The sequence below is a fragment of the Mesorhizobium sp. WSM3868 genome, from assembly GCF_002294785.1.
In the GTDB taxonomy this organism is placed as follows: domain Bacteria; phylum Pseudomonadota; class Alphaproteobacteria; order Rhizobiales; family Rhizobiaceae; genus Mesorhizobium.
Genome location: NZ_NSGB01000023.1, coordinates 1 through 16,743, shown reverse-complemented (window position 1 = coordinate 16,743; position 16,743 = coordinate 1). Strand labels below are relative to the sequence as shown.

Sequence of the window (16,743 nt, the reverse complement as noted above, 5' to 3'; positions counted from 1 at the left end):
GTCGTGATGACCGGTTTTGTCGGCTTTTCGTCATTGTCGCGTCGCAACTTTGTCGCGCTCATTCTGTCCCGAAACGCCTCAGGATCGCATCGAACGGTACAAAGGCGCGGTCCCGAGTGGCGGGCTTGTCCGGATCGTGCTCTTTGAGCACCTTGAAGACCCGTTGCGTGAGTGGCGAGGATGTCGCGAAATCCTCATAAGCGCGTTCCAACGTCGCACGCGCCCGCGCGGCGATCACCCCGTCGGGAAGACCGGCGAAATCCTCTTCAGCGAGGTACTGGCCCATGCGCTTCATGATATGGAGCCGCGATACATTGAGCACCTTCGAATCATAAGAGATGCCAAGGACCTCGAAGAACTCCTCCGCAGCCGACAGGCTCTTCAGCCGGGCGAGGATGTCGGTGACATCGATGGCACGGCTTTCAGCAAAACAGCTGCGCATTGCATTTTCCTTGGCCGGAGACGGCGGTCGGGGTTGCGTCGTCGCTGGTGAAGACCGGGACAGGTCACGCAGCTTCTTAACGATCCCGGGCATGACCTCGAGCACCCGGTCGACATCCTCCTCGCCGTTGTTGCGCGAAAAGGAGAAACGGATTGCGCCGTGTGCCGCGCTATCGGGGATATTCATCGCCACCAAGACATGGCTCGGCTCCAGCGAGCCGGAGGCGCATGCAGAGCCAGAGGAGCAGGCGATGCCCTCGCGATTGAGGAAATGCAGTATGCCCTCACCTTCGATGTGTCCAAAGGCGATATTTGCAGTGTTCGACAACCGCGCTCGTAAATCGCCGGCCACGAAGGCGTCTGGGATGTGCTGGAGAAGTTCTTTCTCGAGGCGGTCTCGCAATGCCTTTACCCGTGTGTTCGCGTCGTCCATGAACTTCAAGGCAAGATCGGCTGCCACGCCGAGGCCGACGATGCCTGGCGTATTCTGCGTGCCCGCGCGGCGGTTGCCCTCCTGGCGTCCCCCTTTGATCAGCGGACAGAAGCGCACGCCGCGCTTTACATAAAGTGCCCCGACCCCTTTCGGTCCGTGTAATTTGTGACCGGAGAGAGACAGCATATCGATTGCGGTCGATTTCAAGTCGATCGCAAGCTTGCCGACCGCTTGCACCGCGTCGGTATGGAAAAGGGCGCCGACGTCCTTGGCCAACTCAGCAAGCTCGACCACCGGGAAGATCGTTCCGGTCTCGTTGTTCGCCGACATGATCGAGACGATCGCCACGCGCGGGGTGAGGGCGGCCTTATAGGTGTCGAGGTCGAGCCGGCCGTGACGATCCACCGGAATCCTATGCACCTTGATGCCGCGCGTCTTCTCAAGGTGGGCACAAAGCGTCAGCACGGCCGAATGCTCGACTGCGGAAGTCACGATCTCAGTGCGCTCAGGCATCACCCCGAGCGCCGAAAGGAACGCCGTGTTGTCGCTTTCCGTCCCGCCGGAGGTGAAGGTGATCTCGTCGTCGAACTCCGCGCCGATCAGCGTTTGCACCTGCAGGCGCGCCTTTCTCACCGCCGCCCCGGCGGAAACACCAAAATCGTGGCTCGACGAAGGATTGCCGAATTGCTCGGTAAAAAACGGCAGCATTGCTTGAACGACTTCAGGATCGACCCGTGTCGTTGCGTTGTTGTCCAGATAAACAGGCCTCATGGATGTGATCCTTCTCCTGAGGGCAATTACGCAAAGCGCACGCCCTGACTGTCATGATGATGGCTAACCGAAGGAGTTGCCGCGGCCATATTCGGCCCGCGGTTCTTGGGGTCGACGCGGCCACTCGCCTCGACTTAGTGCGCCAGCCCTGCACCGGCCTGGGAAGGCCCGGTCTTTAGGCCACGGCGTTTTCGGTCCGCTGGGCGTGGACTGTTTCTCCTTCAGGCCGGGACGCGTCCTCGAAAAGCTACGCATGGACCGTGCCAAACAAGGAGATCATTTCGAAACAATAAGGTGGCTCCAACACTGCTATGTCGCATGTCCGACATCGGCGGGCATTGTTCGACGGTGAACGCCGTTGGATTGGGCGTGAATTCCGCTTCGCGTGAGGAGCAATCCTGTCGGGCTGTTCGCCAAGGATGCCCCGCGCGACCGATGCATCCTGCCGGTTTGTCGAGCACGCGACGCGGCGCTGTCCGCCCCCGTCGCCTGCTGAAATCTCGTTGTCATTGAAGAATATGCAGAAAATTCTTCTGGGCTGTCTGAGCCTTTGGCACGGCCATTGCGATTCTCCCCTCGTAAGGCAGCCACGTGCCCGTGGCCGATATTCATCTCGCTGGTGACATCGCGGTCGATGGAACGAAGGAAAGAAAGCAACATGTCAGGTCCAGATCGGCCACCCGCGTTCCGGGCGATGTTTTCGTCCTCACTCAGATCTTCCATTTCAGGTTTCTTGAGACCGGGCGTCCTCGTGCGCTCGTTCAAAGCCAGGCGTCGTTTTCACATCGGTCTGCGCGGCGCCGCCTTTCGCGACGTTTTCGCCTTCACCGTGCGCCACTGCAGCAGGCAGCCGATCCGGCTCGCGATCATTATGATCGCGGTGCTTGGCGCAACGCTCCTTGACGTTCTGACGCCGCTCTATTCCGGACGGCTGGTAGACGCGGTCGCCCAAGGAGCGGCAGCCGACGCGATCGTGTGGGATGCGGCACTTGCGGCCTTTTCGATTTTGATTGCGCTCGCACTCGGCGCCGTCGTCATGCGCAACATCGCCTTCATTGCCATCAATGACTTCATTCTGAAGATGATGTCGGACATCGCCAGCGACGCGTTCCATCGTGTCCAGCGCTTTTCGGCCGATTGGCATGCGAAAACCTTCGCCGGCTCGACGGTGCGCAAGATCACGCGCGGCATATGGGCGCTCTGCCTCTTCAATGACACGATCCTTTTCGCGTTGTTCCCTTCGCTCATTATGCTCGTAGGCTCGAGCATTCTGCTCGGCTGGTACTGGCCGATGATGGGGCTGATCGTCGCCTGCGGCTCTGTTGGCTATGTGGCGCTGATCGTTGCGCTGTCGCTCGGCTACGTAGCGCCAGCGGCAAGCCTTGCCAATAATTGGGATACGAAGCTTGGCGGCTCGCTTGCCGACGCGATCAGCTGTAACGCGGTGGTCAAAGGCTTCGGCGCCGAGGTGCGGGAAGATCATCGCCTCGCGAAAGTCATCTCCAAGTGGCGGCACCGCACTCGCCGGACGTGGGTGCGCGGCACGATCAGTGCTGCATTCCAGGGCATCATGCTTCTTGCGATGAGAGCGGCTTTGATCGGCTATGCCTTATTTTTGTGGGCGCGCGGCCAGGCTACCCCCGGCGACATCGCCTTTGTGCTCGCGTCTTTCACCATCCTGTATGGCTACTTGCGTGATGTTTCCAGACACGTGCGCAACATCCAGCAAGCTGTAAATGAGATGGAGGAACTGGTCAAAACCTGTAGCCAGCCGCCCGACGTGGCGGATGTTCCGGGCGCCAAGGCGATCCGGATCACGAAGGGTCACATCGATTTTGAGAGCGTCCATTTCCACTACGGCAATCATTGGTCACCGTTCTACAGCGACTTGTCGATTTCGATTGAGGCCGGCGAACGGATCGGTCTGGTCGGCCCCTCTGGCTCCGGCAAGACCACCTTCGTCAAGCTCATTCAGCGGCTCTACGACCTAGATGCTGGACGAATCTTGATCGATGGGCAGGACATTTCGCGGGTGACGCAGGGCTCGCTGCGCTCGCAGATCGCGATCGTGCAGCAGGAGCCTCTCCTGTTCCACCGCTCGCTGGCCGAGAACATAGCCTATGGACGGCCGGGTGCTTCTCGGTCCGACGTTGAGCAGGCGGCGCGGCTCGCCAGCGCGCATGACTTCATCGCGCGTCTGCCGAACGGCTACGGTACGCTGGTCGGCGAACGCGGCGTGAAGCTTTCAGGCGGCGAGCGCCAGCGTGTGGCGATAGCGCGCGCCTTCCTCGCCGATGCCCCGATCCTGATTCTGGACGAGGCGACATCGAGCCTCGACTCGGAATCGGAGGTGCTGATCCAGAACGCGATGGAGCGCCTCATGGTCGGGCGCACCACGCTCGTCATTGCGCACCGGCTCTCCACGGTGCGCGAACTCGACCGGCTGCTTGTCTTCGACCGTGGTTGCATCACCGAGCAGGGCGACCATGCCGCACTGATCCGTCGCGACGGCATCTATCGCCGCCTGTTCGAGCGGCAGGTCTTGGAGCAGACAAAGGGCTGGAATGAGACTGTGCAGCGCGGTTGAAGGCGGCGTGACTTCAACTTGCCTCCCCAGCAATCCTGTCGGACCGTTCTTGAAAGGCGGCCGCCACTGTCGTTGGATCTTTCGATCCCACGACACGCCTGGGGCCGACCTTTCTCCTGCCGCGCTCTCGAGTAAACCGATGACTGGAATGCAGACAATTTTTTATGAGCTTCTCCCTGCGTTCCCGTCGCGGAGGTCGAGACTTACTCCTGAGGCGGCAGAGGAGCGATCACTTAGATTCCCGTTGATGCCATCAATGGAGAGAAGGAAAGCAACGCGCGGGGTCCCCGCTGCACACTCGTTCTCTGGAATTGGGTGTCGCCAAAATCGACGCCCCCCAGCAATCGTTCACCGCCTGCGTCGACATCGGGCACAAGATCTTGAATGTCGGCTGCGACCCACCGAACTTATGCCGAACTCGAGACGTTCTGGAAAATCGCCGAGGCCGGCACGCCGGCGATGCGGTCGCGGCCATCGAAGCGCGTCCCGAGATGGCGCGAGCGTAAGAAACCCGGCTTGCGAGGAAGGGAACATGTCAGAGTTGGAGATGAAGAAGCTCCGCAAGCTGCAGGCGCGCGCCCGAGACGCCAAGATGGACTTGCACGACCTTGCCGAGGACCTGGCGGTCAACTGGACCGAGATCGAGGCGGTGGCCAGGAAAGCCTTCGAGATTTTTGCCGAGTTGGATGCCGCAAAGGAACAACTCGCGGCGTTGGAGAATTCACAATGACGAACGTCACCCGCGACGGCTCTCCCTGGACGCCGCACTATCTGACGGCGATCGATGGCGCGACCTGCATCGGTTGCGGCCGCTGCTTCAAGGTCTGCTCGCGCGAGGTCATGCACCTTCATGGCGTCGATGACGCGGGCGAAATACTCGGCATCTGCGCGGGCGAGGATGACGACTTCGACGGCGAGCTCAACCGCATGGTCATGGTTGTCGACCAAGCCGGCCGCTGCATTGGCTGCGGCGCCTGCGGCCGCGTCTGCCCGAAGAACTGCCAGACCCACCTTACGGCTGACAAGCTTGCTGCATGAGCTGGGGACACGACCAGGAGAACGGCGCCACAGTCGCCGATCACCGTGGTTGTTTCAGCACCAGCCAATGGCCGCCGACAGGCTTGGGGGCGGCGTTCGACCGGCATGCGCTTGCCTGTGTTGCCTACCTCGCGTTCGAGGAGGTCGAGGCAGGCAAGGCGACCGCGACCGAAGCAACCGGCCTTTCGCGTGCCGACCTGCGAGATGTCATGACACGCTATTTCCCGACTGTGCCCGTCAACGCCTTGGCGCTGGAAAAGCTGGCCGATCCTGAGCCGGATGTGGAGGAAGAGCTTCTGCGCGGCCTGCTCATTGGGCATGCCAGGCCGGGCGATCCGGCGAGCACCCTCTTCGCCAAGATCATCGCCAGGCGTAGTTTGCGCAATGACCATCTGTGGCAGGACCTTGGCCTTTTCAATCGGGCCGAACTCAGCCGCTTGATCGCCAGGCATTTCCCGGCGCTGGCGGCCGGGAACACCGAAAATATGAAATGGAAGAAATATTTCTATCGTAAGCTATGCGAGGCAGAAGGCTTTTCGCTATGCACCGCGCCCAGTTGTCAGGAATGCCGCGATTTCGAAAGCTGTTTTGGCCCGGAGGAAGGCGAAAGCCACTTGGCACGGATCAAGAACGGGTTCGCTTTGGATTAAGAGCCGCCTTCGTCGCCGCCTCCGCCTGGGCTTGATTGGCATCGAAGCTGCACGCGCTTCTCCCGGCGACGTCGCGCGGAGGATGGGATGTTCAGCGCCTCACGATATTTCGCAACGGTGCGGCGAGCAATGTCGATCCCGGTGTCCTTGAGCCGGGTGGCGATGTCGTCGTCAGAAAGCACTTCGTCGGACGATTCCGCGGCAACCATCGTCTTGATTTGATGGCGGACAGCTTCGGCGGAGTACGCGTCGCCGCTTTCGCAGGAGCCGATCGCGACGGTGAAAAAATACTTCAGTTCGAACACGCCGCGCGGGGTCAGCATGTACTTGTTGGACGTCACCCGGCTTACCGTCGATTGGTGCACGTTGATCGCATCCGCGACAGTCTTGAGATTGAGAGGCCGCAGGTGGGCGACCCCATGTTCAAAAAAGGCGTCCTGCTGGCGGATGATTTCAGCCGTTACCTTGAGGATCGTCTTGGCGCGCTGATCAAGGCTGCGGATTAGCCAGTTCGCTTTTTGGAGGCATTCGTTGAGAAATGACTGGTCTTTGGAATTTTGGGCGCTAAGGCGGGAGACTTCGGCAAAATAGTTCTGGTTCATCAGCAGCCTGGGCAGCGTGTCTGGATTGAGTTCGATTTGCCACCCACCTCCGGGCGAGGGCAGGACCAAGACGTCTGCTATGATCGATTCAGGCCCCCCGGATTGGAATCGGTTTCCAGGCTTGGGATCGAGCGCGCGGATTTCGTGCAACATGTCGAGAAGGTCGTCTTCATCAACACCACAGTGGCGCTTCAATGTTTGAAAATCGCGTCGCGCTAGCGCTTCAAGATTGGCGACCAGCGCTGCCATCGCCGGGTCGAACCTGTCTAGCTGCCGCAATTGTATCTCAAGGCATTCGCTGAGAGTTCGCGCAAAAATCCCCGGTGGATCGAACTGCTGCAAAGTTCCGAGAACCCGTTCCACGTCAGCCTCCCGGACATTCAGGCTGCTGGCCAGTTCCGAAAGGTTCACCTGAATGTATCCGGTGTCTTCCAGATGACCGGCAAGCTCGCCAGCTATTCGCCGCTCCAGCGGCGCAAATGCGCTGAGAGCGATCTGACGAGCGACATGGTCGTGCAGTGTTTCGGTGGAGGCGCAGTAGTTTTCGAGAGCATTGTTTCCCCCGGGTGCGACATTGTTTTTGCCGCGGATTGATTTCCACTGCGAGGCCCGATCCGATACTCCGCCCATCGTTGGCCCGATGTGCGGGGTTCCGGCCGAAATCGAAGGAATGTCCTTCGGCGCCTGGTCTGATGCCCGTTCCAGAAAGGGGTTCTTCTCGATTTCCTGATCGACGAACTGATGCAGTTCGGGATGCGCCAGTTGCAACAGGCGAATGGACTCCATCATTTGCGGCGTCAAAACCAACGATTGCTTCTGACGCTGAAGCAGGCTTGCTGAGGACTGCATGGTTAGCGTGAAACTCCTACCGAGCGACCCTTGGCCTTGTGCAATGGGATTTTCGAGACGTAGGTCATGCAGCCGTCTCGGCTTTGGCGGCTTTCAGCGTTTCAAGAATGTTCTGGGGGGAGGAGACGCAATAGGGGTCGGTCTCGCAGTTGTCAGAAAAACCTTCCTCCTCGAACCACCGCTCCACCAAGCCATTGTTGATCAGAGCGGCGTAGCGCCAGGAGCGCATACCGAAGCCGAGATTATCCTTGGCGACCAGCATGCCCATCTTGCGCGTGAACTCGCCTGAGCCGTCCGGAAGGAGCTCGACCTTCTGCAGCCCCAAGGCCTTCCCCCACGCATTCATGACGAAGGCATCGTTGACGGAGACGCAGTAGATCGCTTCAATTCCCAGCTTCTCAAATTCGTCATAGAGCTCTTCGAAGTTGGGCAGCTGGTAGGTCGAGCAGGTCGGGGTGAAGGCGCCTGGCAGCGAGAACAGTATGACGCGCTTGCCGACAAAGTAGTCGTCGGATGTCTTTTCTTCCCAACGGTATGGATTTGGCCCTTGGACTGAAACATCGCGAACACGCGTTAGAAAGGTGACGAAAGGAACCTTTTTTTTGACGGTCATCAATGTTGCTCCTGGAGTAAAAATTGAGGCGCTGCTTTTTCGCTTGAAACTGCATCGGTCTCGGCCGGCAATTCGGCCGAGCGCCGCGCGTTTGAGTGTCGGCCTTGGATCAGCCGTGGCAAAACCGCTCGCGAGCACGGGCGGCTGAAGAAAACGAGGTCTCTATTTGCGGCGGCAACGAGAACGGTTTCACTACGCTCTTGTACGGGGTGTCGCGATGTCAGCAATGGTCTTACTCCTGGCCACCTTGTGATGGGTTCTGCCGAGTAAGACGCAAGCGCCATGCCATTCGATTTTAAGGCCGGGGTCACACTGGTTTTTGCAGCGACACTCTTTGCCTTGAGCGGCCAGGACCGTACCTTCGCCAGGACCGAATGCCCCCACGATCACCTGATCGTGAGCTCTGGCTAGAGCGCAGCCCCTTTATACGCTCAAGCCTCAAACCTTTTTTGTCCGTAGCTGGACAAAAATGTCGGAAGTCGGACAGGGGGGCCTCGGCGCGGAGAACAGGTGGCTCAAATTAGAACCGGAGAAATCTGGGGCTGATCACAGGAGTCGATCGGGGTTAACCCGACGAGGGTCCCTGTGGCCTTCGTTCTCAGGTTTGAGACGGCTGACGGGGCTTACGCGTTTCGCCCTGTCGACGCTCTCCGATCGTGTCCCGCGGGTGGTGTGGCTGGCGGCATTGGTCGCCGTGCTCTCCCGGCAAGGGCCGGGCTGGTCAGCGCGCCACGGCTGGCAGGCTGATCAGGGGATCATCGCTCATCTGGCTGATCGTTTCCAGGGTCATATATCTGGCCCGCTGCACTGCCCATTCATCGTTCTGTTCGAGCAGGATTGCGCCGACGAGGCGCGCTGATCGCATCGTCATTTGGGAAGATTCCGACGACCTCGGTGCGCCGCTTGATCTCGCCGTTGAGACGCTCGAACGGATGCGTCGAGTGCGGCTTCATAACCGCCGAGCTACACCACCTGATGGGACACGCCCCGCTCTCCACAAAGCTTCGAAATTGACAATGATTACAAAAAACCCAACACGTCCATTGGCAAGGTGCCATGTGCATCTTCCTGAACGGCGCCCGCGTGATGCGGGCACGGTCCCGAGGTGACGGGAAACCGCCGTGCACTCGCGGAGCATTTTGAATCTGCCGCGACTTTGCTGTCGGCTTTGTCATGTCCGCGACACGGCTGTGCTCCGCCAAGCTTGCGGCTGCGCATTCGTTCAAGCCTTGAAGGATATGTAGAAATCTCCTGCAGGGCTCTTTCCGCGCCGCTGGCACGACTTTTGAAGCTCTCTCGTGAGACGGCGGCAGCTACCGCGTAGCGTTCATGTTGTGGGTGACATCGCGATCAATGCAGCCAAGGAACACAACATGTCGGGTCCGCGTCGAGCGGCTCCAAGGCACTGCCTGTGAAAGCCCGACCGGCGTGACTGGCGTGGACACCCGCAATTCGCCTGGCAACGCCAACGGCCATCGATCGAAGAGGAGATGAGATTCGACCCGCATGTTTGCTCACGCCCTCATGGCGTGCGCTCGTGGAAATCGAGGAAAGTGATGTCGACGGGCACCGCCTCTCGCGTGCCGTGCTACGGACATCCTGAAGAGATGACTGGCCTGAATCCGTTGTGGAGAAGAGCTTATTTCCGGCTCGCCGGTCGAAGCTGGAAAATGCCGCGTCTCCGACTAATTGCTCGTCGCTCTTTGGCGGGGCAGGCAGCGGTCTGGCCAAGAGGGTTGCAAGCTAGCCGGATGGCCAAGATGCCATGCCGCGCGGCCTTAGTTAGGGATTAGACGGCAGGAGAAATCCAATGGCGATCAACCCGGTTCCAGATCATGTCCCGCCCGAAATGGTGAGGGACTTCAGCCTGTTCACGTCGCCAGGCATGCCACCAACGCCCAACGGGGATCCACACGCAGCGGTCGCTTGCGCACATCACGGGCCTCCGATCTTCTATTCCCCCTACAACACGCAAGATGGCCGGGGTACCTGGGTCATCACCCGCGCCGCAGACCAGCGTAAGGTGCTCCAGGACGCTGATACCTTCTCCAGCCATCGCAGCATCTTCTCCTCCATACTGGGCGAAACCTGGCCGACGATCCCGCTTGAGCTCGATCCACCGGCCCATGGCGTCTTTCGCTCGCTACTTAGTCCGCTGCTTTCGCCCAAGCGTGTGACGGCACTGGAACCTGCTGTCCGTGAGCTAGCGAGCGCCCTGATCGACGGGATCACCGCATCAGGCACCAGCTGCGACGTCATGAAGGATTTTGCCTTTCCGTTCACTGTCGGCATCTTCCTCCGCTTTCTGGGGTTGCCGGATCAGGGACTGGATACATTTGTCGGCTGGGCGAAAGATCTGCTCCACGGCGACGAAGTGGAACGACCTGTGGCTGCCCGCAAGATTGTGGCCTTCATCGATGAACTTGCAACCAATCGCCGCAAGGATCCGGCCGACGATCTCATGACATTCATCGTGCACGCACGGGTCGAGGGCCGCCGGCTAACCGAGGAGGAAATCCGTGGCATCGGCGTGCTTGTCTTCGTCGCGGGACTTGACACCGTGGCAGCAGCTATAGGCTTTGACCTGGCTTATCTAGCGCGCAACCTCAAGGATCAGGAACTGCTGCGCAGCGAACCAGATCGCATCCTGCTCGCAACCGAAGAATTGCTGCGGGCCTATCCGCCCATTCAGTTGATCCGCGTGGCTACGAAAGATGTCGACTTCGAAGGCGCGCCGATCCGAAAGGGGGACTACGCTTCCTGCGCCACGATGATTGCAAATCGCGATCCGGAAGAATTTGAATCCCCCAACACGGTCGATCTGGCGCGAGAGCACAACCGCCACGCCGCCTTTGGCTATGGTCCCCACCGTTGCCTTGGCTCACATCTTGCCCGGCGCGAGATTGTCATTGGCCTGGAGGAGTGGCTGGCGCGCCTTCCGACCTTCCGGATCAAGGAAGGTACAGCGCCCATCACCTGTGGCGGCCATGTGTTCGGAATCGAAAATCTGATCCTGGACTGGTCATGACCATGGCCGTCCCGAGCCATGGCAAGACAATGGAGGTCAGCGCTATGCGCATTATCGTCCACAATGCCAAATGCCAGGGTCACGCGCGATGCTCGGCGCAAGCGCCAAGCATTTTCACGCTTGATGATGAGGGATACGTCCTGCCTGGCGATATCAATGTGGCGCAAGGGGACGAACTGCTCGCGTCACGCGCCGTGCGATCCTGCCCCGAACGTGCGCTAGAACTCGACCGCACAACCGCCGCGCGGTTCGATCCGGGCACCATTCAACCAAAAGCTGGCGAAGCTTAGGTGGAATCGACGAGACGTGGCCTCACACCCTCCAGCAAGGCGTCCGGCCGCTTCCCTGCCTACATTCTCTCCGGCGTCAGACCTCCATGACACGCGCGACACATGAAGTTGCCTCCTTTCTGGCTCTTCAATTGCCGATCGGATCGTCCTTGCACGGCCCCTAGAGACACAAACGCCCCTCCCAATCTCAGAATTTGCGACAGAGCGATGGACCAGGCAAAAATCACCCGACTGCACGACCGCGAGGCGATCCGCGACTGCCTTTATCGGTACTGCCGCGGCATGGACCGCGCGGATGCGGCTGCGCTGCGCAGTGCGTATTGGCCCGATGCGCATGACAGTCACGGCGCCTATTGTGGCCCAGCCGGGGGCTTCATTGAGTTTGCAGTTGATGTCTTCAAGACTGGACCGCGCTTAATCCACCAGATCACGAACGTATTGATCGAATTCATCGATCCGGCGGAGGCCGTGGTCGAAAGCTATTTCACCGCGCTGCAACGCGGACCAGATAACGACGGAGAAGTACGCCAGGTACTGCTCTGCGGCCGTTACTGCGATCTGTTTCAGAAGAGGGAAGGGGTTTGGCGCATTGCCGAACGGACCGTGGTTTACGATTGGGTCGAAGAGCAGACCCCAGCAGCGGTCCCCGAAGCAGAACGGTTCGGCTTGCGGCAACCGATCGGAACAGCCCATCCCAATGATCCGGTTTACGCGCTCAGGAAGCGCCGTAGCTTGTCATCAAAATGAAAATGCAATGCATGTCACCACAATGCTTTCCAAGGCTCCCAACTGGAGAAACGCATCGCGGGAGCGGTCCCGGAACCCAGTCGTCTATCAGGTGGTCGGAGAGCGCGGCCACCAATCCAAGCAGCGTATGGAACGAGTTTTGCGTGGCTAGTTTGGAAAAATTCGAGCGTTACCCGCTCACCTTTGGACCCACACCCATCGAGAAGCTCGACCGGCTGGGCTAAGCATCTGGGCCGTAACGTGGAGATCTATGCCAAACGCGAGGACTGCAACTCCGGTCTGACGTTCGGCGGAAACGAACTCCGCAAGCTCGAATACCGTCATGAATGGCTTCAGGCCCTCAAGCAACAGGTGGCCGCAATCCATTGAATCGAGCCTGCTCAGGCCGGGCGCGAATTGCTCGAGGATAAGATTTGATGCATGGGGCTAGCCTTCGGAGCGGCCGGCGCCTGCCCCGTCAGACAATCGACTGGATTGTAGCTAAGGAGCCAAAGAGTCAAAGTGAATGGAGACCATTACGTTTGCTCAACAGGAGATCCTCATCGGCCTTCGTAGGATACAACCGGCCGATGAGGATGCCTTGTTCCCTTCCGAAATTGCTGCCCTGGGGGGAGCTGTTGCGAAGGTCCGTCGCCGAAGTGGTTCCGCCAGGATCATCGCTCGAACGCTGCTTGGCGAACTGGGGTTTTCGCCAAAGCCCATCCTGAAGACCCGGCTTGGTGTTCCGATCTGGCCAGATGGCGTGATTGGATCTTTAGCCCATCACGACACGGTGGCCGCCGCCGCCGTCGCAGACAGGAAACATATTGCTGCACTCGGTATCGATATTGAACCAAATGAGCCTCTTCCGGACGGTCTGATCGATTTGATCGCAACGCCCAAAGAGCGAAGCATGTACGGCCTGCGCCTGCTTCGGCGGCGGGACCTTTTCGTCCTTAAGGAGGCGGTTTACAAAGCGTATTGCCCAACGCACAATGAAATACTCGAATTTCAAGACGTTGAAATCGACATTGGCGCCGGATCAGGTGCCGTTCCCAAGGCAAATTGTTCCTTCTCAGTTAAACTCGTTCCATCAAGGAATGTCCTGGGTTTGGCCTATCTGAGCGCTCGTGCGTCGTCTGAAAGTGGCCTCCGTTCAAGCGATTTTGTGTAAAGTTCGCGAGACTACCGGTCTCCCCGGCGGGACCTGCGGGAATGAAGCCCTTCGATGGCCAGTCTGCTCTCTCAAGAGCCTCACCTGTGAGCCTCGAACCACCCGATCGGGCGATACCACAGACGTGCGCCACAAAAACCGACGTCCGGTTTCCGTCGAATCGAAGGCGTCCTCCCGAAAGCACCAAACCCCATTCCACAGTAACGTTTTAGGCGTGTCTCCCATCACGGGCATCGGCGGCCGGCGGTCTTATCCAAGCCGTCAACAACTCCCCGCACACGGGTGAGCGCTTTCGTTCTTCCGCTCTTTCAACCAAGCTTTGCACCGTTTGTGGCACGCTGATTGCTACGAGACACCAGCATCCGCAGGACTATGGCGGTCCTCGGCCGCGCCGCCCAACACAGACACACAAAGCTTGTTCAACTTATGCCATTCACTGCCATAGATACTGCACTCCTTGGTGCGGTTCCGCCAAAACACTTCGCGTCCATCGAGACGCCGCTGTCGTTCGTCGCGCAAGGCTACCAGCTCAACTCAATCCGCATTCAGCACGGAACTTTCGAGCAGCTTCTGACCGGTGGGGTAGGCCGGACGGGGCGCCTTCGATGGAAGCAGTTCATGCGCTTCGATGGATTGGCGGAGGGATGAAAATGGTACGTCGACCTCCTCCGATGCGCACAGATGCTGGCGAGCCAAGCGGGTATGGTAGACTGCAAGCTACAACGCGGCCAATTTGTTCTAGCGTTATTGTCGGCGGCGGCACGCTGGCGATCAGCTGTGCGCAGCTGGCTATGGAGATGGGCCACGATATTCGCGCGGTGCTATGTGCCGATGCGACATTCGCCAACTGGACGGATCGCGCCAATCTCCCATGCCTGTCAAGCGTGGAAGAGCTGTCGAGCTTCCTCAAAACCGAGCCGGTGAAGTGGCTCTTTTCCGTTGCCAATCCGTTCATCTTGCCGGCCGATGTGTTGGGACGGATCAGTCAAGGTGCTTTCAACTATCATGATGGTCCCTTGCCGCTCTACGCCGGAACTCACGCGACGTCTTGGGCGCTGCTGGCCCAAGAGAGCGAGCATGCCATCACCTGGCATTGCATCAATGATGGGCTTAATCCAGGTGATATAGCGGTTCAGCGCAAAGTGCTGGTTGCGCCTAGCGAAACGGCGCTGACCCTGAACCTCAAATGTCATGAAGCCGCCGTCGAGGGCTTCCGCGAGCTGCTGGGTGGCTTGGCGGGGGGCAAGCTCACTACCCGTCCACAGGCGCGGGAATACAGAAGCTATTTTCCCAGGCGCCAGCGGCCAGATGCGGCGGGTATTCTGCGCTGGGATCGATCCGCGCAAGATCTGTCGGCGATGGCGCGGGCCTTGGATTTTGGGCCGCATCATTCCAATCCATTGTGTTTGTGCAAGGCCCTGGTAGCGGAAGAGGTTGTCGCCGTCAGGCGCTTGGACGTGCTGCCTCGCCGCTCGGGCTTTGAGGCAGGTCGCCTGCTTGAAATCCATCCGAGCCATTGGCGTGTGGCGACGGCTACGCACGATGTAGAGGTCTGGTTTGGCAGTTTGGACGGTGAGCCGCTGGAGGCACAAGCACTCGCCAGCCGCAATGATCTGGCTGAAGGCGATGCCCTTCCTGTCCTCAGCGACGATCAGGCGCGACGCCTGACAGCCATCCACGAAGAAATAGCGCCTTCGGAGGCTTTTTGGGGACGACGGCTTGAGCAGTTCAAAACTGTGCAGCTGCCTTACCTGTCGTCCGGCACAGCAAATGCGCCGCCGGCCTGGCAGTCGAGTTCCTGGCAAGTGTCGAATGCCGTGGCGGAGCTTCCCCCTGCCGATGGGGTGGAATACCTGCTTACGGCATGGCTGATCTATCTGGCCCTCGTTTCGGGCCAGATAGATCTTCAACTGGGATGGAGGCCAGCGCCGAAACCGGCGCGAGCCAGGGTGAAGGCGGCGGGGGCAGTTATCGCTTCCGCCGTGCCAATGGAAGTCACCCTCGATCTCGCATGGGACTTCAAGCAAACACGCAAGGCAGTCGCGGCCGAGATCGCTGATCTCAGCAAGCACGACAGCTTTGCGCGCGATCTTGTCGGTCGGTCTCCGCCATTGCGCTATATCGAGGCGCTGCGGTCGCAAAGGCCCTGGCCGGTTGGTGTGGCGATTGCGGGACAAAACAGTTCTGTCGGTCCCAACTCAGCTTCGACCGGCAGATTCGAGGCAGCGCTGCCGGGCGAGCTGGTGACATTCGAGGTTTGCGCCATCGACAGGCGCTTTCGGTGGCATTTCGATGCCAATCGATTGGCCCCGGAGCAGATCGATCGCATGACCCGGCATTTGGAGACCTTGTTGGCTGATGTGGTTGCCGATGCCGCGCAGCCGGTGGGCCGCATCGAGCTGCTGCCGCGCGAGGAGCGGACTTACCTTTTGGAGGAGCTGAACCGGACGGAAGCGGACTATCCGTCGCACAAGTGCATCCACGAGCTGTTCGAGGCGCAGGTGCGTCAGGGGCCCGACAGGGTGGCGCTGGTGCATGAGGCCGAAGCGCTGAGCTATGGCGAGCTCAATGCTCGCGCCAACCGGCTGGCGCATCATCTGATCGGGCTTGGGGTGAAGCCTGCCGATCGCATTGCGACACTACTGGACCGCTCCGTCACGCTTGTGGTGGCGCAGTTGGCCATTCTGAAAACGGGCGCGGTTTATGTGCCGATCGATCGCGCTGTTCCACTCGCGCGACAAGAATGGCTGATGGCTGATTGTGCTGCACGCCTGGTTCTCAGCGAGAGTAAGCGGGTTGATCTCGCCGAGGTGACAATCCCTGTTGTGCCTATTGAGCCATTAGCGGCCGATCCAGAACTGAGCACCGATCCTGGGCTGAGATTGAGCCCCGAAGATGCCGCTTACGTGATGTACACTTCCGGCTCGACCGGCCTTCCTAAGGGAGTTGTTGTTCCTCACCGTGCTGTCAACCGGCTCGCGATCAATAATGAATATTTGACAATCGATGCCGGCGACCGTGTAGCCTGGGCGGGCAATCCCGCCTTCGACGCCAGCACATTTGAAGTGTGGGCGCCGCTGCTTAACGGGGGCTGCGTGGTTGTAATGAATGCCACCACCGTCTTAGATGCATCGAGTTTTTCCAAGGCGCTCGAACGTCAGAAAGTGACATCTCTGTTTCTGACAACAGCGTTATTCAACCAGTATACGTCATCGATTGCCCCGACGTTATCACAACTTAAATACCTCCTTTGTGGAGGCGAGCGGAATGACCCCTCCGCCTTCCTAAGGTTGCTGAGAGAAGAAGGCCCTGTACGTCTCATTCACTGCTATGGTCCGACCGAGACGACGACATTTGCGGCTACCTATACTGTGGGTCCAATGCAGGAGAAGGCCCTAAATGTCCCGATCGGCCGCCCGATTGCGAACACGCGGGTCTATCTGCTGGATGCTCATGGCACGCCGGTTCCGTTCGGGGCGGTGGGCGAGCTCTATATCGGCGGGGCGGGCGTGGCGCGCGGCTATCTCAACCGGCCCGAGCT

At 59.5% G+C, this 16,743-nt stretch carries 12 protein-coding genes and 3 pseudogenes; 10 read left to right on the top strand and 5 right to left on the bottom strand.

What is annotated here, in order from left to right:
• Positions 1 to 58: 58 nt before the first annotated feature.
• A complete protein-coding gene (nifW, locus tag CK221_RS30915; protein WP_095779859.1) occupies positions 59 to 442 on the bottom strand; it encodes a nitrogenase stabilizing/protective protein NifW in 384 nt (127 codons plus the stop codon).
• A gap of 51 nt (positions 443 to 493) precedes the next feature.
• A pseudogene (gene nifS, locus CK221_RS26520) lies at positions 494 to 1,645 on the bottom strand (cysteine desulfurase NifS); the annotation flags it as partial.
• A gap of 694 nt (positions 1,646 to 2,339) precedes the next feature.
• Here nifS and CK221_RS26515 point away from each other — a divergent pair.
• From CK221_RS26515 to CK221_RS26500, 4 genes are all read left to right on the top strand, one after another.
• The gene (locus CK221_RS26515; RefSeq protein WP_245322503.1) at positions 2,340 to 4,232 is read left to right on the top strand and encodes an ABC transporter ATP-binding protein; all 1,893 of its coding nucleotides are present in this window, start codon (positions 2,340 to 2,342) and stop codon (positions 4,230 to 4,232) included.
• Between the two features lie 532 nt (positions 4,233 to 4,764).
• A complete protein-coding gene (locus CK221_RS26510) occupies positions 4,765 to 4,962 on the top strand; it encodes a CCE_0567 family metalloprotein (RefSeq protein WP_095779857.1) in 198 nt (65 codons plus the stop codon).
• Positions 4,959 to 5,270, top strand: coding sequence for a ferredoxin III, nif-specific (gene fdxB / locus CK221_RS26505; protein WP_095779856.1), 312 nt, complete (start codon positions 4,959 to 4,961; stop codon positions 5,268 to 5,270). The genes CK221_RS26510 and fdxB overlap by 4 nt, the downstream gene beginning before the upstream one ends.
• Complete coding sequence (locus CK221_RS26500; RefSeq protein WP_095779855.1) at positions 5,267 to 5,920, top strand: nitrogen fixation protein NifQ; 654 nt, start codon at positions 5,267 to 5,269, stop codon at positions 5,918 to 5,920. The genes fdxB and CK221_RS26500 overlap by 4 nt, the downstream gene beginning before the upstream one ends.
• On the opposite strand, the gene rpoN is transcribed toward CK221_RS26500, so the two are convergent.
• The 3 genes and pseudogenes from rpoN to CK221_RS26485 form a co-directional block, all read right to left on the bottom strand.
• Entirely contained in the window at positions 5,917 to 7,371 is a 1,455-nt protein-coding gene (gene rpoN / locus CK221_RS26495; protein ID WP_095779854.1) for an RNA polymerase factor sigma-54, read from the bottom strand. The genes CK221_RS26500 and rpoN overlap by 4 nt on opposite strands.
• Before the next feature lie 64 nt (positions 7,372 to 7,435).
• Positions 7,436 to 7,984, bottom strand: a complete 549-nt coding sequence (locus tag CK221_RS26490) for a peroxiredoxin (protein WP_095779853.1) — start codon at positions 7,982 to 7,984, stop codon at positions 7,436 to 7,438.
• 721 nt (positions 7,985 to 8,705) lie between these two features.
• Positions 8,706 to 8,928 (bottom strand): annotated as a pseudogene (locus CK221_RS26485) (transposase); the annotation flags it as partial.
• Between the two features lie 866 nt (positions 8,929 to 9,794).
• Here CK221_RS26485 and CK221_RS26480 point away from each other — a divergent pair.
• The 6 genes and pseudogenes from CK221_RS26480 to CK221_RS26445 all read left to right on the top strand — a co-directional run.
• On the top strand, positions 9,795 to 11,012 hold the full coding sequence (locus CK221_RS26480; RefSeq protein ID WP_095779852.1) for a cytochrome P450: 1,218 nt from the start codon (positions 9,795 to 9,797) through the stop codon (positions 11,010 to 11,012).
• A 44-nt stretch (positions 11,013 to 11,056) separates the two neighbouring features.
• Complete coding sequence (locus CK221_RS26475) at positions 11,057 to 11,302, top strand: ferredoxin (protein ID WP_095779911.1); 246 nt, start codon at positions 11,057 to 11,059, stop codon at positions 11,300 to 11,302.
• 207 nt (positions 11,303 to 11,509) lie between these two features.
• The gene (locus CK221_RS26470; RefSeq protein ID WP_095779851.1) at positions 11,510 to 12,049 is read left to right on the top strand and encodes a nuclear transport factor 2 family protein; all 540 of its coding nucleotides are present in this window, start codon (positions 11,510 to 11,512) and stop codon (positions 12,047 to 12,049) included.
• 143 nt (positions 12,050 to 12,192) lie between these two features.
• Positions 12,193 to 12,367, top strand: a pseudogene (locus tag CK221_RS26465) (aminocyclopropane-1-carboxylate deaminase/D-cysteine desulfhydrase family protein); the annotation flags it as partial.
• Between the two features lie 187 nt (positions 12,368 to 12,554).
• Positions 12,555 to 13,202 (top strand): 4'-phosphopantetheinyl transferase superfamily protein, encoded by a 648-nt coding sequence (locus CK221_RS26460; protein ID WP_095779850.1) that lies wholly within the window; start codon positions 12,555 to 12,557, stop codon positions 13,200 to 13,202.
• Positions 13,203 to 13,999: 797 nt separating this feature from the next.
• The coding region (locus CK221_RS26445) for an AMP-binding protein (RefSeq protein WP_176477756.1) at positions 14,000 to 16,743 on the top strand (2,744 nt) is incomplete at its 3' end.